The organism is Blautia sp. NSJ-140, assembly GCF_022868965.1.
GTDB lineage: Bacteria > Bacillota > Clostridia > Lachnospirales > Lachnospiraceae > Blautia_A.
This window is the reverse complement of record NZ_JALIFS010000004.1, coordinates 24,089-43,537: the sequence shown is the minus strand read 5'-3', so window position 1 is coordinate 43,537 and position 19,449 is coordinate 24,089. Positions and strand designations below refer to the sequence as shown.

Here is a 19,449-nt window from a genome sequence, read left to right as displayed (position 1 = left end):
CTTTTCCTCCTTACCTTTCATCAAGCACAACTGTGATATGGCTAGTTCTCTTCTCGATTCTGTAAGCTCTACCCTGTGCTCTCGGCTGAATTCTCTTCATTGTAGGTCCCTTATCTGCATAGCATGCTGCAACATAAAGGTTGTCTGCGTTCATTCCGTTGTTGTTCTCAGCGTTTGCTACTGCTGACTCAAGCAGTTTTTTGATCACGCTGGAAGCGTATCTCGGATTGTATGTCAGGATACCAAGTGCTGTCTGTACATCTTTGCCACGGATCGCATCTAATACGTAGCAGGCTTTCTGAACAGAAATTCTTGCATAAGATAACTTTGCAGACGGCCTTGTCTCTCTATTATTCTCATTTCTGGCTCTCTTTATCTGGCTTCTATGTCCTTTTGCCATCTTAAAGTGCCTCCTTTCTTAAATTCGATATCTAAGTTATCTGCCAGCTGTCTTAAATTGACAGCGGGCAGTTATAAATCTGATGACTAGCGTACTCCGGACTTCTTCTCGTCTTTTCCGTGTCCTCTGTAAGTTCTTGTTGCAACGAACTCACCAAGTTTGTGTCCTACCATATCCTCTGTGATATATACCGGCACATGTTTTCTTCCGTCATGAACAGCGATTGTGTGTCCTACGAAAGACGGGAAGATTGTGGAACGGCGAGACCAAGTTTTGATTACGGATTTATCATTTGCAGCATTAAGAGCGTCTACTTTTTTAAGTAAGCTCTGGTCTGCAAAAGGTCCTTTTTTCAGTGAACGAGACATGCTTTCTCCTCCTTATTATTTCGATAATGCTTTTCCATCGCGTCTTCTTACGATGTACTTGTTGGACTGTTTGTTTTTCTTTCTGGTCTTCAGGCCGAGAGCAGGTTTGCCCCACGGTGTACAAGGACCTGGGCGTCCGATACCGGTCTTACCTTCACCACCACCATGTGGATGGTCATTCGGGTTCATTACGGAACCACGAACTGTAGGTCTGATACCCATGTTACGTTTACGTCCGGCTTTACCGATGTTAATAAGGTTGTGATCTCCGTTTCCGATTACACCAACAGTTGCGCGGCATACGATCGGAACCATTCTCATCTCACCGGAAGGAAGACGAAGTGTTGCGTACTTTCCTTCTTTAGCCATGAGCTGTGCGCCGTTTCCTGCAGAACGAACCATCTGTCCGCCTTTTCCAGGATGAAGCTCAATGTTGTGAACCATAGTACCAACCGGGATAAGTTCCAGTGGGAGGCAGTTTCCAACACGAACCTCAGCTTCCGGACCATTGTAAACCTTCTGGCCTACTTTAAGTCCCTCTGGAGCGAGGATGTAAGCTTTCTCGCCATCTGCGTAGCAGATCAGAGCGATGTTAGCTGTTCTGTTCGGATCGTACTCGATTGTTTTAACTGTTGCAGGGATTCCATCTTTTCTTCTCTTGAAGTCGATGATTCTGTATTTTCTTCTGCTTCCGCCACCCTGATGTCTTACAGTGATCTTACCCTGATTGTTACGTCCAGCGTTCTTCTTAAGGGAAGTAACGAGGGATTTCTCTGGTTTTGCAGCTGTAATCTCAGAGAAGTCGGAACCAGTCATATGTCTTCTTGACGGTGTATATGGGTTATAGCTTTTGATTCCCATGATGTTTCTCCTTTCGAATTTGTTCTCGTGCTTTCGTGCACATATTCGCGATAATCAGAGTGACACTGTGTCACTCATACCGCTCTTGGCTTGATCTTCTAATTAAAGTCCTTCGAAGATCTCGATATCTTTGCTCTCTTCTGTAAGAGCTACGATAGCTTTTTTAGTCTTAGCAGTTTTTCCAACTACCATTCCACGGCGTTTTTTCTTCCCATCACTGTTGATGGTGTTTACGCTCTTAACTTTTGTTCCCTCGAACATCTTCTCAACAGCCTCTTTGATCTGAGTCTTGTTAGCTTCCGGATGTACAAGGAATGTATATTTCTTCTCACCCATGTCTGCCATGGATTTCTCTGTGATAACCGGACGGATGATTACGTCATAGTACTGAATACTTGCCATTATGCGTATACCTCCTCGATAGATGCAACGGCATCCTTTGTAACAACTACGGTGTTGTGTTTCATAACATCGTATGTGTTGATTGTAGCCGGTGTTGCAGTTTCCACGTCAGCGATGTTTCTTGCAGAAAGAACTACGTTCTGATCGTTGTCAGCTGTGATTACAAGAGCTTTCTCTGCTTTCAGGTTTGTAAGAACCTTCTGCATCTCTTTTGTCTTAACCTCAGCAAGTGCAAGGCTGTCAACAACAACAAGTTTATTATCCTGAACCTTGGATGTCAGAGCGGATTTAAGAGCTGCTCTTCTTTCCTTTTTGTTCATTTTTACTTCATAATCTCTCGGAACCGGAGCGAATACAACACCGCCGCCTGTCCACTGTGGTGCACGGATGGAACCCTGTCTTGCATGACCTGTTCCTTTCTGTCTCCACGGTTTTCTTCCGCCGCCTCTTACCTCAGAACGAGTTTTCGCTTTCTGAGTTCCCTGACGGTTATTTGCAAGCTGACGAACAACTGCAAGATGAACGAGATGCTCGTTGATCTCAACGCCGAATACTGCGTCATTCAGCTCCATTGTGCCAACTTCATTGCCTTCCATATTATAAACAGTTACATTAGCCATTCTGATGCTCCTCCTTTCCTATTATAAGGACTTTACTGTCTCTTTGATTGTAACCAAAGATTTCTTAGGTCCTGGAACAGCACCCTTAACTAACAGTAAGTTATTTTCTGTATCTACACGTACGATCTCAAGATTCTGAACAGTTACCTGAACATGTCCCATGTGACCTGGCATATGTTTTCCTTTGAAAACCTTGCTCGGATCGGAGCAAGCGCCGTTTGAACCTGCATGACGATGATATTTAGAACCGTGAGCCATAGGTCCTCTGGACTGGCCATGTCTCTTGATAGCGCCCTGGAAGCCTTTACCTTTGGAAACTGCAGTAGCATCGATATGATCTCCTGCTGCAAAGATATCAGCCTTGATCTCCTGTCCAACCTCATACTCGCCGGCATTGTCAAATCTGAACTCTTTTACAAATCTCTTTACAGCTACACCAGCTTTGTCAAAGTGGCCTTTCTCCGGTTTGTTGACCAGTTTCTCTCTGATCTCGCCGAAACCAACCTGAACTGATGTGTATCCATCGTTCTCCTCAGTCTTAACCTGAGTTACAACGCAAGGACCTGCCTGTAAAACAGTTACCGGAATTAACATTCCATCTTCATTGAAGATCTGAGTCATTCCGACTTTAGTAGCTAAAATAGCTTTCTTCATTTCTTTCTTCCTCCTTATAGCGGATTACCATTCGGTAATCATATAGTTAATGTCAAATGACATTATTAGCGGTTTTTCATCTTGATATCGATGTGAACACCAGCCGGCATTTCCAGTCTGGAAAGTGCATCTACTGTTTTCTGAGTTGGTGTCAGGATATCGATAAGTCTCTTATGTGTTCTCTGCTCAAACTGCTCTCTGGAATCTTTGTATTTGTGAACAGCTCTTAAGATTGTAACAACCTCTTTCTTAGTAGGAAGCGGAACCGGTCCACTTACCATTGCTCCGTTCTTCTTTACTGTCTCGATGATCTTTGCTGCAGATGCATCAACGAGCTGATGATCATATGCCTTTAATGTGATTCTCATTACCTGATTTGCCATAAAAAAAGTCTCCTCCTATTCGTACTTATATAGCAGTACGACAAGCGGCGACTGTACACATCTCCGTGTGTGTCATGGTATATTTACACACACGCCCATCCCAAGATGGTTATTGAACTTTGTACAGTGACTTGTCGTCAGTTTCCTAACTTGACATTCGCTCCACGGAAAACCTGCCAGTGTGGCAGCAACCTCGCGCTTCATAGCTATCAATGTCACAGCAAGGATTAGTATATACGATGATTCTTCAGAATGCAAGCCTTTTTTTTAATTTTTTTGATTTTTTTTAAAAAAGAAGAAAATGGCTCATTTCTGAACCATTTTCTTCTTATATAATAGGTACTTATTTTATTCTTCCATATCGTCCACATCGCCACTGATGATATCCGAGTAATCAAACAATGTAACCTTCGTAATGTCATCCTTAACGATATCCGGTGCATCACCGGCCTTCTTTACACGGCTTGCAAGCTGCGCTGCGGAATAAGACGGCATCGCAAGGCTTCCAATGGTAACCGGTTCTTCTTCCTCTTCCGGAACCTCTTCAACCTTTCCGGCCGGGTGCGGCTTTCTGTTTTCTTCAACCGTACGTTCTGCCATTTCCAGTCTGGAAAGCATATCTGCTTCTTCCGAAGTGGCTGCTGCAATCTCTTTCTTAAGTTCCGCATGAGCTTCGCTTGCGGCAGTCTGTGCAGTCTGCTGTATAGCAGCCTTCTTTCCATTCTCCGAATAGTCTGTAACATCCTCTTCATCGATCTCATCTACGAAACCGCCTGTGCGAACCTTACGCTTATCTGCTTTTTTATTTTTGTGTTTTCGTGCCTTTTCTTCCTGAATGATCTCTTTTTCTTCTTCCTTCATTCTTCTGGCACGTGCTTTTTCTTCCTGCTTCAGTTCTTTCCTGGACTTCACATAACCCGGTTCCGGATCATTCACATCTTCCTCAATATCATCCGGCTCTTTCTTCCAGAGCTCTGCGATCACGTACAGGATGATCAGGAACAATACGATCAGACCAAGAATGATCAGACCTTCAATACTTTCTGTAGCCACCATAAGATATCCCACATAGCCAATGGTAACTACAACTTTCGGAACATAATCTCCAACCTTAATGGTAAAAGTCTTTCCTCCGGAAACGGACTGATCTGTTACTGTTCCGGTTCCCTTGGAAGCATCGAGATTGGTGATCGTATATTTATATGTCTCGGAATCTTTCTGTACAAGTATCGGAGTACCTGCGCTGATCGCAGAACTCTTCTCCGGAATCGCATATGTAACAGATCCGACCGGGAGGTTCGTTGCCTTATCGGATTTATCCACGATCACTGTTCTCACCCCGAAGAACGGCGGAAGAACAAGTCCCAGTACACAGATCAGTGTGCATATCACAACAAAATGTACGATAAATTTCAATACTTTTGACATAGGTAATCTTCCTCTTTCATATTTGTAGGTGCTTTGAAGCGGAAAGGGATACAGCGGGAATCGGTCTTCCTTTCCTTCTGTATCCCTTTATATTCCACATCCGCAGAACTCTACCTTTTCTGCGGACTGCTCTGTCCCAACTGATTACTGGTTGCTTAAATACTGTTCAATGCTCTCCATCGCTGCATTCTCATCATCACCATTGGCAGACAGTGTAATCTCTTCTCCAGCGTCAAGTCCCAGGGTCATCATTCCCATAATACTCTTTGCATTGACTCTTTTTTTGCCAATCTCAACATAAATTTCACTGTTAAACTGGCTTGCCACCTGAACAAGCTGTGCTACAGGTCTTGCCTCCAGTCCAGTGGATAAGTTGATAGTGATTGGTTTTTTAATCATAATAGCTCCTCCTTGTTCTCCCGCAGCTCATCTGCGATCTCACTCAGCTTGCGAAGCCGGTGATTCACACCTGATTTGCCCACCTGCGGATTCAACATCATACCTAATTCTTTCAGTGTAGCATCCGGATACTGCAGTCTCAGCCTGGCTATCTGTGCCAGTCCATCGCTCAAGCTCTCAAAGCCAATAGTTCTGCTGATCAGCTGTATATCTTCCACCTGTCTCACTGCCGCATTTACCGTTTTATTGATATTCGCAGCCTCACAGTTCACCTTACGGTTTACCGTGTTACGCATTTCCTTAAGTATCCGGATGTTCTCCAGATCCATCAGTGCTACATTCGCCTCCATGACTGCCAGCATGTCAACGATCTGTGCGCCCTCCTTCACATAGACCACATATGATTTCTTGCGCACCACAATTTTAGCTTCTACGTGAAAGCTGCGGATAATCCCCTGTAATTGTTCTGCTTTCCTGCTGTCCGGACACACGATCTCAAAATGATATCCTTTCTCTGGATCACTGATCGAACCGGACGACAAAAAAGTGCCGCGAATAAATGCCCGCTTGCAACAGTTCATCTGAACCACAAGCGAATTATCCATTTCAAGTAAACCGGTTTCGTTATCCACAGAAAGTTTCGTCCCCTGCAGTACTTCCTCTGTTCTGACAGGATCAGCAACCTCAACAAGATATACCCTACCCCGTTTGAGATGAGACCCTTCCCGGATAACAATCGCTGTCTCTATATTAAAGGTTTTTCGCAATAATGTAAAGCTTTTTCTTGCAACTGCTTCATTTTCTGTCTGGATCCACAGTTTCCTGTTTCCATCCGACATTTTTTCCACACGGCCACAGCCACAGAGCAGTGCCGCCAGTTCTGCCACCTGACAGTGCCTTGCCAGACTAAGCTGTCCTGCAAGTTCCTCTTTGACTTTTCCCGAAAATGACATCCCGAACCCTCTTTTACTGTTTCCCTGCCATACTTTTCATCGCGGCAGTTATTTTTTCAGAAGTCTGTCCTTCTCCGCATCCCTGTGCTCCAGGCGGATACCATATTCATCCGATTTGGCAAGCCTGGAAAAAAGTTCTCTGGCAATAGTAACGGAGCGATGTTTTCCCCCTGTACATCCGATACCGATCACAAGGCTTGTTTTCCCTTCTTTAATGTAGTTAGGGATCAGAAAGCGGATCATATCCTCCAGTTTGTCCGCGAAGGCTTTCGCCGTATCACTGGCCATCACATAATTGAACACTTCATCGTCAAGGCCTGTCAGAGGACGCAACTCATCCACATAATAGGGATTGGGAAGAAATCGGACATCAAACACAAGATCTGCATCTGCCGGGATTCCATACTTAAAGCCGAAGGAAAGCACTGAGATCATGATATTGCTGAACTCTCTGTCATCAACAAAAATCTTTTCGATTTCCTGACGAAGCTCCCTGGTAAGCAGATGGCTGGTATCAATGATATAATCCGCACGTTTCCGGAGAAATTTTGTTTTCTCACGTTCCAGGCGGATTCCCTCATCCACTCTCCCTGTTCTTGCCAGCGGGTGGCTTCTTCTGGATTCTTTATAGCGTTTTACAAGGACAGAATCCTCAGCATCCATAAACAGGATCTCGTAGTCATACCCTGTCTGCTTCATACGGTCCAGAACTACTTCCAGTTCATCAAGGGCACTTCCGCTTCTGGCATCGATCCCCAGAGCCACATTTCTGACATTTTCACTCTGCATCTCAGGAAGAAGAGAAGCAAATTTTTCCAGAAGCTGAATTGGAAGATTATCCACGCAGAAATATCCCATATCCTCCAACATTTTAAGTGCAGCTGTTTTTCCTGCTCCTGACACTCCTGTAACGATTACAAAACGCATAGTCTCTCTTCCTTTCCATTTCTTCTTCCGTTATCTGTAAAGCGTATATACGCATTCCTGTTCCCTCTGTTTCGTATCCTACAGCAATCGGATTCACAGACAAGTACGTGGTATAATTATTTTGAAAACGATGTACCAGAAATGGTAATCAGGCTTCAAAATCACCCAGGAACTTCACCTCCGGTTCCAGCGTAACTCCATATTTCTTATAAACGATATCCCTGACATTATCCATCAGCGTGCGGACATCCCTTGCAGTTGCACCGCCTGCATTGATCACAAAGCCACAGTGTTTCTCAGAAACCTGTGCACCGCCTACCTGATATCCAGCAAGACCGCTGTCCATGATCAGCTTACCTGCAAAATATCCTTCCGGTCTCTTAAAGGTACTTCCAGCACTGGGATACTCCAACGGCTGTTTGGTGGTACGACGGATCGTCAGATCTTTCATGGTCTCACGGATCACTTCCGGATTTCCCTTCTTCAGCTGCAGCTTTGCTTCCAGCACGATATAACCTGCGGTTTTGATGATGCTGGTACGATATCCCAGTTCCAGTTTATCTGCCGGAAGGGTAATGATCTCTCCCTCCTCATCCATCACAGTTACCTCTGTAAGAACATCCTTCATCTCGCCGCCATAGGCACCTGCATTCATCACGACCGCACCGCCCATAGTTCCCGGGATCCCGCCTGCAAACTCAAAGCCTGTAAGAGCTGCATTTTTTGCTGCTGCTGCCACCGATGAAAGCAGCGCACCTGCCTGTACGGTGATCTCTGTTCCTTCTACGGTAACGGCAGACATATTTTTGTAGATCTGGATAACCGCGCCACGGTAACCGCCGTCTCCTACCAGAAGATTACTTCCGTTTCCGAGGATAAAATAAGGGATCGCACTTTCTTTACAGATTTTTACGATACGCCCCACATCTGTGCCTTTATCCGGCATCAGAAAATAATCCGCCGGACCTCCGATCTTAAAAGTTGTATGACGGCTCATTGCTTCGCCTGTAAAAACGCGTTCTTCTCCAAGAAGATCGCAGAACTTTTTTATGATTTCTGAATTCACTTTTTGTTTCCTCAGTCTTTCTGTTTTATTTCTGCAAAGCAGACATTACTGTTCCGCCTTGACTCATGCTCATGAACTGGATCTGTCCGTGATCTGCGCTCAATTTCTCATTTGCTGTCAGCTGTGTGAAACGTTTCCGGCTGACAGTATATCCCGCACAACTTCTCCCGCCAGCAGATATCCCGCAGTCCCTGTCACAAAGGAAATATTTCCTTTTGCAGGCTTCTTCACCATAGTTCTGCTCCGTCTGAAAAGCTTTTCTTTTGCCGGTTGTTCTCTGGAATACAGTACTTTGAGTTTACGTATTCCCTGTTTACGCAGTTCTTTTTTTATGATCCTGGCTGCCGGACATGCTGTGGTCCTGCTGATATCCGCAACCTCAAGTCTGGACGGATCTATCTTGTCCCCGATGTCCAGGCAGGAGATCACAGGCACACGTCCTTCCCTTGCTCTGCTGATCAGAAGCAGTTTTGACGACAGTGTTCCCATTGTATCCACAATATAATCAAAGGAACGCAGCTCAAACATTCCCGCAGTCTCCTCATTATAAAAGGTTTCGTAGGTATGCACCAAAATATTCTCATCAATATCCCGGATTCTCTTCTTGGCCGCCTCTACCTTGCTCATCCCCAGAGTAGAATGAAGTGCCAGCACCTGGCTTCCGATATTCGTCAATGTGATCTTTTCATGATCGATCAGTGTCAGACTCCCCACACCACAGCGCGCAAGTGACTCTGCCACCTGTGATCCAGCTCCGCCAAGACCGAATACTGCAATTTTCGCCCTGCTGAGTTTTTTTACACCTGTATTTCCAACGAGCAATTCCATACGTGAAAAAGCATCCTGCATATCCGTCCTCCTGACACTGTTTTTTCTTTTGATTGAGAAAGACAGCGCCTGTCCGCCGCTGTCCATATTCCTTTTTATTATACTATCTCTGTCCGTAAATGTACAGATATTCTTGTTTTTTAAGATTTTCGCATAAAAAATTTATATTTTCTCATACTATTCCCATACAATCCTACAAGGAGGTTCTATCCATGCTTCAACAGCTGATTCTGTGCTTTATCGGTTTCTGTGCCGGGATCATCGTTGCAGGAGGTGTCTCCGGACTGCTGATCGGCCTTTCCATTGTTCCCCGCTATGCAGGTATCACGCATACAGCTGACCAGATTTTTCTTTATGAAGATCTGACACTTCTGGGAACAGTTGCCGGAACCGTCGTCACCCTGTTTCCGATCAGAATTCCGCTGGGACCTTTTTTCCTGGCTGTCTGCGGAGTATTTTTCGGAATTTTCCTGGGCGGCTGGATCCTTGCACTGGCAGAGATCGCAAAAGTCTTTCCCGTCTTTGCCAGACGGCTGAAGCTCTCTCAGGGGCTTTCTCCGGTAATAATTTCCATTGCTGCCGGAAAAATCCTGGGTTCCCTGTTTTATTATGCCATGGGTTGGATGTAATTCTTACTGTCACTCTACCATCTCACGAAAGGATTTTCCATATGCAAAATATCAACGAAAAAAAATATGAACAATATGTCAAGCAGCTTACTCCCACCCACAGTCTGCCGCTGAATATGGCAAAAGCTTTTCTCACAGGCGGACTGATCTGTCTTCTCGGACAGGTTATCGTCAACACAGCGCAGGCTCTCGGTGCAGATGCTTCTGATTCCAGAACCTGGTGTTCTGTCCTTCTCATTCTCTTAAGCGTCATTCTCACAGGCTTTGGTATTTACCCCAAAATCGGCAAATTCGGCGGTGCTGGAAGTCTTGTTCCCATTACCGGGTTTGCCAACTCAGTGGCCGCATCCGCTATTGAGTTCCGGGCAGAAGGACAGGTTTTCGGCATAGGGTGCAAGATTTTTACTATTGCAGGTCCTGTGATTCTCTACGGCATCTTAAGCGCCTGGGGACTGGGTGTGATCTATTATATCCTGAAGATCCTGGAGGTGATATCATGAGCAAAAATCTCAGACTTGGCGCAGCCAGCATTGCCTTTTCACAGCCTCTGTATATCGAAAGTGCCGCATCCATCGTCAGTCAGAAAGAGGCGGACGGTCCTCTTGGAGATCTTTTTGACCTGGTCTGTGAAGATCCCATGTTTGGCTGTGACACCTGGGAATCTGCGGAAAGCACGCTGCAGAAAGAAACTGCCACTCATGCCATAAGCAAAGCCAAACTGAGTTCCGAAGATATCCATCTGATGTTCGCCGGAGATCTTCTCGCTCAGACAGCAGCCACCTGTTTCGGCTCCGCCGGACTTGGAATTCCCTTTTACGGACTTTACGGCGCCTGCTCTACCATAGGAGAAGCGCTGTCTCTCGGTTCCCTTGCTCTGACCGCCGGATTCGGCACACGGGTCTTATGTGCCACCTCCAGCCATTTCGCAAGTGCGGAAAAAGAATTTCGTTTTCCTCTGGGATACGGGAACCAGCGGCCGTTTTCTGCCACCTGGACAGTAACCGGAAGCGGAGCCTGTATCCTAAGTACATCTCCTCCCGGAGAAAAAGCTCCTCTGCGCTCCGGCAAAGGCTGTGCTGCTATCACCGGCCTTACTGCCGGCCGTGTGATGGATTACGGTCTCAGGGATCCCATGAACATGGGAGGCTGTATGGCTCCTGCAGCCTGTGACACCATTGCACGGAGCTTTTCAGATTTCGGGCGGACGCCTTCGGATTATGATGCCGTCTTTACTGGTGATCTGGGGATCATCGGACAGAAAATTCTCCTGGATCTTCTGGAGGAACAAAATATCCGGCTTTCTCCCATTCATAAAGACTGCGGTATCCTGATCTATGATGATCCTTCTCAGGACACTCACGCAGGAGGAAGCGGCTGCGGCTGTTCTGCTGTAGTCCTTGCCTCCTATATCCTTCCGAAGATCGTATCCGGAGAATGGAAGCGGATCCTTTTTGTACCAACAGGAGCGCTTCTTTCCAAAGTAAGCTTTAACGAAGGTGACAGTATTCCGGGTATTGCCCACGGAGTTGTCATCGAGCATATGGAGGTATGAGCATGGACTACTTTAACGCATTCTGGTTCGGCGGCCTTATCTGTGCCTTGATCCAGATCCTTCTGGACAAGACAAAGCTGATGCCTGGCCGTGTGATGGTACTTCTGGTATGCAGCGGCGCCCTGTTAAGTGCCGTTGGCATCTACCGGCCGCTGGTGGATTTTGCAGGTGCCGGGGCCTCCGTCCCGCTGATCGGTTTCGGCCATGTATTATGGGAGGGTATGAAAAAAGCCATTGAAGAAGACGGCATTCTTGGGCTTTTTACAGGAGGCTTCACTGCCTGTGCTGCCGGAGTTTCCTCCGCCCTGATCTTCTCTTATCTGGCCAGTCTCTTCTTCCGTCCAAAAATGAAGAAATAATATTTCGGGAAAGGAGTTTTTTCTCATGAGTGATACTCTTTATCTGCAGCTGGATCAGAACATTGAAGTCACCACCCCACATGTATATCTTCAGGATATTGCTGCACTTTCCATGAGTGATCCCAAAATCCTCAATCGCCTGCGGGTCATGCCTGTAATTGTTCTGGATGCGGAAAAGCCCGGACGCTATGTGATGTCTGTCTCAGATCTTCTGAAAAAGATCCAGAAGCTGGAACCCTCCATTGATATTTCTCCCATCGGTGAAACGGATTTTATCATCACCTACCGCATCAGCACCGCTAAGGGGAAGCTTTTCCGGTATATAAAAATTCTTTTTGTATGCCTGGTTTCCTTTTTCGGTGCCGCTTTTTCCATTATGACCTTTAATAATGACGTAGATATGGGCAGCCTTTTTAACCAGTTTTACACTCTTGTCACGGGAAAAAGCTCCTCCGGCTTTACCATTCTGGAGATTTCCTACTCCATCGGGATCGGCCTTGGCGTACTGATCTTCTTTAATCATTTCGGACAGCTGCGGCTAAGCGACGATCCCACGCCTATGCAGGTGCAGATGCGGACCTACGAAGATGAAGTAAACCAGACACTGATCGAACAGGCTGCACGGACAAAAAATCCGTAAACTGGGTCATAAGTATGACACAATACCATATCCGTACAGATCCACCGTCTGTCGCATCAAAAAAGCTCCCTGCAGATTTCTGCAAAGAGCTTTTTTATATAATATGGGTTTACTGTTTTTCTGAAATGATGTTTACAGAAGTCCTCCGATGGATAAGAACAGAGGAGCAAATACCAGTGATACAATAGTCATAAGCTTGATCAGGATGTTAATGGAAGGTCCTGATGTATCTTTGAACGGATCGCCGACTGTATCGCCGACAACGGCTGCTTTGTGCGCCTCGCTGCCTTTTCCGCCGTGATGACCTGTCTCAATATATTTCTTTGCATTATCCCATGCACCACCTGCGTTGGACATGAAGATCGCCATCAGTACACCTGTTACAAGAGCACCGGAAAGAAGTCCGCCAAGAGCCTCAACGCCAAGAACAACACCTACGATAACCGGAACAACGACCGCCATGATTCCAGGAAGCATCATCTCGTGAAGAGCTGCTGTTGTGGAGATCGCAACGCATGATTTGTAATCCGGTTTCTCAGTACCCTTCATGATACCCGGTTTCTCACGGAACTGGCGTCTTACTTCCTCGATCATCTTGTAAGCAGCCTTGGAAACGGATTCCATTGTGAATGCTGAGAAGAGGAATGTAAGCATACCACCGATAAAGATACCGATCGTAACACGAGGAGCAAGGATATTGATCGCATCCAGATTTACTGCATTCGCATAAGATACAAACAATGCAAGTGCTGTAAGGGCTGCGGAACCTATCGCAAAGCCTTTACCCATAGCTGCTGTTGTGTTACCTACAGAGTCAAGCTTATCTGTGATCTCACGAACTGACTCATCCAGACCTGACATCTCTGCAATACCACCGGCATTGTCAGCGATAGGTCCATATGCGTCAACGGCAACTGTGATTCCTGTTGTGGAAAGCATACCAACTGCTGCAAGAGCGATTCCGTATAATCCATCCACACCGTATGCTACAAAAATTCCAACACAGATCAGCAGGATCGGGAATGCTGTAGATTTCATACCTACTGCGATACCACTGATGATAGTTGTAGCTGCACCTGTCTCAGACTGCTCGCCGATTCCCTGAACCGGTTTGTAATCTGCAGATGTGTAATACTCAGTAATGTTTCCGATGATGACACCGACAACAAGACCTGCGATCACAGCAATGGCTGCTTTCATGTCTCCGAAGAGAGTCTTGCTGAGGATCAGGGACACGATGATAACAAGTGCTGCAGATACATAGCTTCCTCTTGTGAGGGCTTTCTGCGGATTGGAATTATCATCACCTTTTACAAAGAATGTTGCAATGATGGATGCGATCAGTCCACAGCCTGCAATAGCCAGCGGATAGAGAACACCGGAAACTGCTCCGGCTACCGCACCAAGTGTAAGGGCAGATACCAGAGATCCTACATAGGACTCAAAAAGGTCTGCACCCATACCGGCAACATCACCTACGTTATCACCTACATTATCCGCGATAACAGCCGGGTTACGAGGGTCATCCTCCGGGATTCCTGCCTCAACCTTACCTACAAGGTCAGCTCCTACGTCAGCTGCCTTTGTATAGATTCCACCGCCAACACGTGCAAACAGTGCGATGGAAGAAGCACCAAGGCTGAATCCGGAAAGTACGTCAACGTTCTTTGTGATGATATACACAACGCTGACACCCAGTGCGCCAAGACCTGCAACACACATACCCATAACAGCACCGCCGGAGAATGCAATGGAAAGAGCCTTGTTCATTCCTCCCTCTTTTGCTGCATTTGCTGTTCTTACATTAGCCTTTGTTGCAACAGTCATACCGCAGTATCCTGCGATTGTTGAAAACAGAGCACCTACTACGAAGCAGATTGCTGTTACCCAGCTTCCAACTCCGATTCCGATCAGTACAAAAAGTACGGCTACAAAAATAACCAGGATCTTGTACTCTGCTGTTAAGAAGGCGCGGGCACCTTCTGCGATCGCACCTGCGATCTCCTTCATTCTGTCTGTTCCTGCATCCTGTTTGCTGACCTTTGCTGCAAGGTATGCTGCGAACAGAAGTGCCAGTACTGCTGCCACCGGCACCAAATACATGTAGTTTTCCACTCTTTTTACCTCCGTTCATGTATTGTTAATACTTTATCACATTATTTTGCATATTTCAAATAGAATTTTCACTTAGTTTTTTGCAAATATTATGATATAATAAAAATTTATATAAATGAGATAAAAAAATTTTATATTATTACTTGTATTTTTTCAGTTTCAGACAGCTTATATAATAGGTAGTTTTTTTATATCTCTATTTGGACAAAATTTCCATTTTTCTTTCCAGAAGATTTTTTTCCAATAATTGTTTTTCTGCATTTTCAAATCCAATTCGTTCTATAGTCTCAGCAAAACGTTCTCCCTTTAATCCCTGGTCCTTAAAAAGCAGGATTGCCTTCTCAATAACATCCAGTGCCTCTTCCTCTGACGTAAAGATCCGATTCAGGGCCTTTCCATGAGAAATTTTCTTTCCCCAGCGTCCGCCGATATAGATCTTGAATCCGTAGGTACCATCCGGGATGGAATGGAACGGACATTTTCCCACACACCTTCCGCAGTGTCTGCAAAGCTCCTCATCAATGTGCAGTTTCCCGTCAACGACTTTTGCCACTTTGTTTGGACACACAGCTTCAATGGCACATTTTTTACATCCCTTGCAGGCCTCACTGTCAAAGTGCGGGATCCTCTGTCCGATGATTCCCACATCATTCAGATTTGGTTTCACACAGTTATTCGGGCATCCGCCTACTGCGATCTTAAATTTATGCGGCAGCGCAACCTGACGGTAGCCTTTATAGAATCTTCGGAAAATTTCTTCTGAAATTGCATAGGAATCCAGAAGTCCATACTGGCAGGTGGTTCCCTTGCAGGATACTACAGGCCGGACCTTTGCTCCTGTTCCTCCTGTCTCCAGATCTTCCTTCGCAATAAATTCCTGAAACTCTTCGATCTTTTCATATGGGATTCCCTGGATCTCCACGGAGAGTCTGGTCGTGTAGGTAAGATTTCCGTTGCCGAATTTCTCTGCTGCTTCCGCCATACATCTGTGCTGTGCCGCTGTCACCTTTCCGTTTACAGTGATCACCCGTGCAGAAAATTCATCGGTTCCCCGGTTATTTAAAAACCCCTGCCCCTTCAGTCTTTTCTCTTCCTCTTTGCTTACAGTTAATGCTGACATATTTCCTCCTCCTAATCTCATCGGCATTCCGATACTTTCCCACGGTATCTTTGCCCTGTATTTTGCAATGTTGAAGTTACTGTTCACTCCTGAACAGTAACACCTGTTGAAATCGTTTTCACGTACCTCCTACTATACCACTTGAAGATGTATTTGAAAAATGATATTATTTTATAAAAATGATAGTTTTTACCTATATATCAATTTACAATAAAAGGAGATTCCACATGACCATCCGCCATCTCACTGTTTTTGTTGCCGTTGCGGAACAGGGCTCCATGAGTGCTGCTGCCAAACATCTTTATCTTTCCCAGCCAACAGTCAGTCAGGCCATCCGGGAGCTGGAAGCTCATTATAACGGCCTTCTCTTTGAACGTCTTGGAAAAAAGCTTTATCTCACAGAACGGGGAAAGCTTCTTCTTCCCCATGCCCGTGAAATGATCCGCCAGTTTCAGCAGCTGGAAGAGCTGATGCAGAACCAGGGACAGTCTTCCACTCTGAAGCTGGGCTCCACCCTCACTGTGGGAACGTGCCTGACCCCATCCATTATCCTGGATCTGCAGAAAAAAATACCGGACCTTGACGTTTACTCCTTTGTCACCAACACGCAAAATATCGAGCAGAAGCTTCTGCGTTCTGAGCTGGACGCTGCTGTGGTAGAAGGTGAGATCCATTCTCCGGATCTTGTCGTTCTTCCCATCATCGACGACTGTCTGGTCCTTGCCGCCGGAAAAAAACACCCGTTTTACCGCAGAGGACGCATCCATGTCCAGGAGCTGAACAACCAGAAATTTGCAGTCCGGGAATATGGAAGCGGTACCAGACAGCTTTTTGAGGATTACACCCTTCGCCATGACCTGAAGATCCGGACTGCCTGGGAAGCCAACAGTCCGCAGGCACTGCTGAACGCAGTGCTGTATAACCAGATGCTATCTGTTATGTCCATCCGTCTTATGCCTCATGAGATCCGTCACCGTTCAGTCCGGGTCTTCTGCAACGAAGCAGGGGAATGGAACCGGAAATTCAAGCTGGTCTATCACAAGAATAAGTTTCTTACCCCTGCCATCTTTGAGCTGGAAAAGATCCTTCACACCTATCAGCAGCTGGAACTGCCCTCTGTCATGGGGGTTCTGGAACAGGAATAGGCAGGGGACTTACCTGATTCAGTTAAAAAACGGCCGTACATATCGTTCTTACGATATGTACAGCCGTTTTTCGTTTTTTTCTCACCCGACAGGGTCGGATCTTTTTCTGAACCGGATATTTAGTTTGATTCGTTGAACACTTTTTTATCCAGCGCACCGTTCTGGTGTGCAACGATGGTTGTGCAGACTGCATCACCGGTAATGTTAACCGCTGTTCTGGTCATATCCAGGATACGGTCAATACCCATGATCAGACCAATTGCCTCAACCGGAAGTCCTACAGAGTTAAATACCATGGTCAGGGTAACAAGACCAACACTTGGTACACCGGCAGTTCCTACGGAAGCAAGGGTTGCAGTTCCGATAACTGTCACATAATCCATCGGACTTAAGTGGATACCGAAGGCCTGTGCCGCAAATACTACGGCAACACCCTGCATGATAGAGGTACCGTCCATATTGATGGTAGCTCCAAGAGGAATGGTAAATGAAGAAATCTTCTTGGAAACACCCACTTTCTTGGACAGAGTATCAATGGACATCGGGATCGTGGCATTGGATGTAGCTGTTGAGAATGCAAATGCCATAACCGGGAAAAATTTCTTGATGAATTTTATCGGATTCAGTCCTGTGAATATCTTCAGCAGGATCTGGTATACGCCGAAGCACTGGATCGCCAGTGCAAGGAGAACACCGATCATATATTTTGCCAGCGGGATAAATGCGCTGAAACCGATGTTTGCAAAGGTTCTGCTGATGAGACAGAATACACCGATCGGTGCAAGTGCCATGATCATCATGGTCATCTCCATCATGATGTCATTGAACTGGCTGAAAAAGTTCGCTACTGTCTCTGCACGCTCTCCCATTTTCGCAAGGATCACACCCACGATCAGGGCAAATACGATAACCTGAAGCATGGTTCCGCTTGCCAGGGAATTGATCGGATTGTCCGGGATGATATTCAGGATAGTATCTGTAAGAGAGGTAGCCTCCATAGTCTCCACAGAGGAAGCGGAGGACTGAATAGAGCTCATATCGAGTCCCACACCCGGATTGATCAGATTACCCACAGTCAGAGCAACAGAAACAGCCAGAGCTGTAGTCGCCAGATAAAATACCAGTGTTCTCACACCTACGGTTCCAAGCTTCTTGGTATCACCGATGGACATACTTCCACAGACAAGGGAACAGAATACCAGCGGTACAACCAGCATTTTCATCAGACGGATAAATCCCTGCCCGATCACATAAAGGATTCCCTCCACGATCACATCTTTCTTGAAGCTGCTGTCAGGAACCAGGTAACAGAGAATGATTCCCAGTATCGCACCTGCGATCAGCGCCACAAAGATCTTCGTGGTAAGACCCATTTTCTTTTTCTGCTGTGTTTTCTCTTTTATATTTTTTTCTTTCATCCTAGTCCTCCGTTCTTTCATCCATATATTCTTTCAGTGATGCTTTCCAGTCCGGCATGTCGTACACTTCAATAATACGGAGGATAAAATTATCAAGGACGGCATAAGACGGTCTGACAGAAGAAAGATCTGACTGCTCTGTCGGCACGGATCTCAGTTCGATCTCCTTCCCTGCAAGGCGAAGGATCTCTGTTGCAAACTCATAACGGTTGCATACACCGCTGCAGGTTACGTGATAAGTTCCATATTCGTTGGTATCGATAAGATACAGGATCATTCTTGCCAGATCCTTGGCACTGGTCGGTGATCCGAACTGATCAGAAGCAACGGAAAGTGCCTGGCCTTTTTCTGCTGTCTCCAGCACACGGTTTACAAAATTGTTTCCGCCTTTTCCGTATACCCAGTTACTTCGGATAATGAAATGTTTGTGTGTAAACTCTTTTACATAGTTCTCTCCGGCTCTCTTGGAACGGCCGTAAACAGTCAGCGGATTGGTATCGTCAAACTCTGTATACGGTTTTTTGCTCTTTCCGTCGAAAACATCATCTGTGGAAAGCTGGACGATCTTTGCCCCGCATTTTCTTGCCACGATGCTTAAGTTTCTTGCTCCCAGTGCGTTGACACGGTATGCATGTTCCGGATTCTTCTCACACTCATCGGTATCTGTGATACCGGTGCAGTTGATGATCACATCCGGACGGTTAATGGAACCGAAGTTGATCACTTCATCTGTGTCTGTGATATCCAGCTCATCAAGGTCTGTGTTCAGAGTCTCGATCTGCATTGGATCCAGAACATCATTCAGTGCCCGTCCGATCTGTCCGTTGGCACCTGCGATCCATACTTTTAACATCTTTCTACCTCCCTGGTATAATGTGTGTGATACATAAATAAAGAGACATCGATTTAGATCAAAACCAATGCCCCTTTAACCTATATACTGAAATATATTTTATCAATATCACAAAAAGCTGTCAAGAAAAAAGCCCCTGTTTCCATAAGGTTCCTGCTGCTGATGTTACTGCCCACCGGCAGTATTTCCTCAAGATGTTTTTTGTGAACAGAATTTACAGAAATCCTGAGAACCGGTAGTTACATAACTCCCGATTTTGTATTGTAAATTCTGTCCTATGAATTATAATCTAAACAGAAGATCATCTAAAAACACATACAAAGGAGAAA

Annotated in this window: 23 protein-coding genes; 6 read left to right on the top strand and 17 right to left on the bottom strand. The window is 45.8% G+C overall.

Features of this window, described 5'->3' with window-relative positions:
• Positions 1-10 precede the first annotated feature (10 nt).
• The 13 genes from rplV to MUB50_RS06020 all read right to left on the bottom strand — a co-directional run bounded on the left by rplV (position 11) and on the right by MUB50_RS06020 (position 9,310).
• The gene (gene rplV, locus MUB50_RS06080; RefSeq protein ID WP_015526922.1) at positions 11-400 is read right to left on the bottom strand and encodes a 50S ribosomal protein L22; all 390 of its coding nucleotides are present in this window, start codon (positions 398-400) and stop codon (positions 11-13) included.
• 86 nt (positions 401-486) lie between these two features.
• Positions 487-768 carry a 30S ribosomal protein S19 gene (rpsS, locus tag MUB50_RS06075; RefSeq protein ID WP_015526921.1) on the bottom strand — a complete coding sequence of 94 codons (282 nt, stop codon included), beginning with the start codon at positions 766-768 and terminating at the stop codon, positions 487-489.
• Positions 769-783: 15 nt separating this feature from the next.
• The gene (gene rplB, locus MUB50_RS06070) at positions 784-1,629 is read right to left on the bottom strand and encodes a 50S ribosomal protein L2 (protein WP_015526920.1); all 846 of its coding nucleotides are present in this window, start codon (positions 1,627-1,629) and stop codon (positions 784-786) included.
• Positions 1,630-1,731: 102 nt separating this feature from the next.
• Positions 1,732-2,031 (bottom strand): 50S ribosomal protein L23, encoded by a 300-nt coding sequence (rplW, locus tag MUB50_RS06065; RefSeq protein WP_015526919.1) that lies wholly within the window; start codon positions 2,029-2,031, stop codon positions 1,732-1,734.
• Positions 2,031-2,651, bottom strand: coding sequence for a 50S ribosomal protein L4 (gene rplD / locus MUB50_RS06060; RefSeq protein ID WP_015526918.1), 621 nt, complete (start codon positions 2,649-2,651; stop codon positions 2,031-2,033). The genes rplW and rplD overlap by 1 nt, the downstream gene beginning before the upstream one ends.
• A gap of 21 nt (positions 2,652-2,672) precedes the next feature.
• Entirely contained in the window at positions 2,673-3,305 is a 633-nt protein-coding gene (gene rplC / locus MUB50_RS06055) for a 50S ribosomal protein L3 (protein ID WP_015526917.1), read from the bottom strand.
• A 65-nt stretch (positions 3,306-3,370) separates the two neighbouring features.
• On the bottom strand, positions 3,371-3,688 hold the full coding sequence (rpsJ, locus tag MUB50_RS06050) for a 30S ribosomal protein S10 (RefSeq protein ID WP_015526916.1): 318 nt from the start codon (positions 3,686-3,688) through the stop codon (positions 3,371-3,373).
• Between the two features lie 348 nt (positions 3,689-4,036).
• Positions 4,037-5,116 (bottom strand): hypothetical protein, encoded by a 1,080-nt coding sequence (locus MUB50_RS06045; protein WP_138277140.1) that lies wholly within the window; start codon positions 5,114-5,116, stop codon positions 4,037-4,039.
• A 144-nt stretch (positions 5,117-5,260) separates the two neighbouring features.
• The gene (locus MUB50_RS06040; RefSeq protein ID WP_015526913.1) at positions 5,261-5,515 is read right to left on the bottom strand and encodes an HPr family phosphocarrier protein; all 255 of its coding nucleotides are present in this window, start codon (positions 5,513-5,515) and stop codon (positions 5,261-5,263) included.
• The gene (whiA, locus tag MUB50_RS06035) at positions 5,512-6,468 is read right to left on the bottom strand and encodes a DNA-binding protein WhiA (protein WP_118624191.1); all 957 of its coding nucleotides are present in this window, start codon (positions 6,466-6,468) and stop codon (positions 5,512-5,514) included. Before whiA ends, MUB50_RS06040 begins: the two co-directional genes overlap by 4 nt.
• A 48-nt stretch (positions 6,469-6,516) precedes the next feature.
• Positions 6,517-7,395 (bottom strand): RNase adapter RapZ, encoded by an 879-nt coding sequence (gene rapZ / locus MUB50_RS06030; RefSeq protein WP_118513004.1) that lies wholly within the window; start codon positions 7,393-7,395, stop codon positions 6,517-6,519.
• 148 nt (positions 7,396-7,543) lie between these two features.
• Positions 7,544-8,461 (bottom strand): UDP-N-acetylmuramate dehydrogenase, encoded by a 918-nt coding sequence (gene murB, locus MUB50_RS06025; protein ID WP_118624193.1) that lies wholly within the window; start codon positions 8,459-8,461, stop codon positions 7,544-7,546.
• Between the two features lie 117 nt (positions 8,462-8,578).
• The gene (locus tag MUB50_RS06020; RefSeq protein ID WP_244790221.1) at positions 8,579-9,310 is read right to left on the bottom strand and encodes a tRNA threonylcarbamoyladenosine dehydratase; all 732 of its coding nucleotides are present in this window, start codon (positions 9,308-9,310) and stop codon (positions 8,579-8,581) included.
• A gap of 191 nt (positions 9,311-9,501) precedes the next feature.
• Between MUB50_RS06020 and MUB50_RS06015 the strand changes: the two genes are divergently transcribed.
• The 5 genes from MUB50_RS06015 to MUB50_RS05995 are packed head-to-tail and all read left to right on the top strand — an operon-like array spanning position 9,502 to position 12,469.
• The gene (locus tag MUB50_RS06015; protein ID WP_118513001.1) at positions 9,502-9,918 is read left to right on the top strand and encodes a stage V sporulation protein AB; all 417 of its coding nucleotides are present in this window, start codon (positions 9,502-9,504) and stop codon (positions 9,916-9,918) included.
• Positions 9,919-9,959: 41 nt separating this feature from the next.
• Entirely contained in the window at positions 9,960-10,418 is a 459-nt protein-coding gene (locus MUB50_RS06010) for a SpoVA/SpoVAEb family sporulation membrane protein (protein WP_182433951.1), read from the top strand.
• Positions 10,415-11,470 (top strand): stage V sporulation protein AD, encoded by a 1,056-nt coding sequence (locus MUB50_RS06005; RefSeq protein ID WP_118624197.1) that lies wholly within the window; start codon positions 10,415-10,417, stop codon positions 11,468-11,470. The genes MUB50_RS06010 and MUB50_RS06005 overlap by 4 nt, the downstream gene beginning before the upstream one ends.
• Positions 11,471-11,472: 2 nt before the next feature.
• On the top strand, positions 11,473-11,829 hold the full coding sequence (locus tag MUB50_RS06000; protein WP_138277136.1) for a SpoVA/SpoVAEb family sporulation membrane protein: 357 nt from the start codon (positions 11,473-11,475) through the stop codon (positions 11,827-11,829).
• 25 nt (positions 11,830-11,854) lie between these two features.
• A complete protein-coding gene (locus tag MUB50_RS05995; protein WP_244790218.1) occupies positions 11,855-12,469 on the top strand; it encodes a stage V sporulation protein AA in 615 nt (204 codons plus the stop codon).
• Positions 12,470-12,601: 132 nt separating this feature from the next.
• Here the strand turns inward: MUB50_RS05995 and MUB50_RS05990 are convergent, their stop codons facing one another.
• Both MUB50_RS05990 and MUB50_RS05985 read right to left on the bottom strand, forming a co-directional pair.
• Complete coding sequence (locus MUB50_RS05990; protein ID WP_044961021.1) at positions 12,602-14,584, bottom strand: sodium-translocating pyrophosphatase; 1,983 nt, start codon at positions 14,582-14,584, stop codon at positions 12,602-12,604.
• 196 nt (positions 14,585-14,780) lie between these two features.
• Entirely contained in the window at positions 14,781-15,704 is a 924-nt protein-coding gene (locus tag MUB50_RS05985; protein ID WP_244790217.1) for a 4Fe-4S binding protein, read from the bottom strand.
• A gap of 227 nt (positions 15,705-15,931) precedes the next feature.
• On the opposite strand from MUB50_RS05985, the gene MUB50_RS05980 reads away from it, so the two are divergent.
• Positions 15,932-16,849, top strand: a complete 918-nt coding sequence (locus MUB50_RS05980) for a LysR family transcriptional regulator (protein ID WP_118512997.1) — start codon at positions 15,932-15,934, stop codon at positions 16,847-16,849.
• A 119-nt stretch (positions 16,850-16,968) separates the two neighbouring features.
• Here the strand turns inward: MUB50_RS05980 and MUB50_RS05975 are convergent, their stop codons facing one another.
• Positions 16,969-18,267, bottom strand: a complete 1,299-nt coding sequence (locus MUB50_RS05975) for a dicarboxylate/amino acid:cation symporter (protein ID WP_118512996.1) — start codon at positions 18,265-18,267, stop codon at positions 16,969-16,971.
• 1 nt (position 18,268) lies between these two features.
• The gene (gene rfbD / locus MUB50_RS05970) at positions 18,269-19,159 is read right to left on the bottom strand and encodes a dTDP-4-dehydrorhamnose reductase (protein ID WP_442863183.1); all 891 of its coding nucleotides are present in this window, start codon (positions 19,157-19,159) and stop codon (positions 18,269-18,271) included.
• Positions 19,160-19,449: the final 290 nt, after the last annotated feature.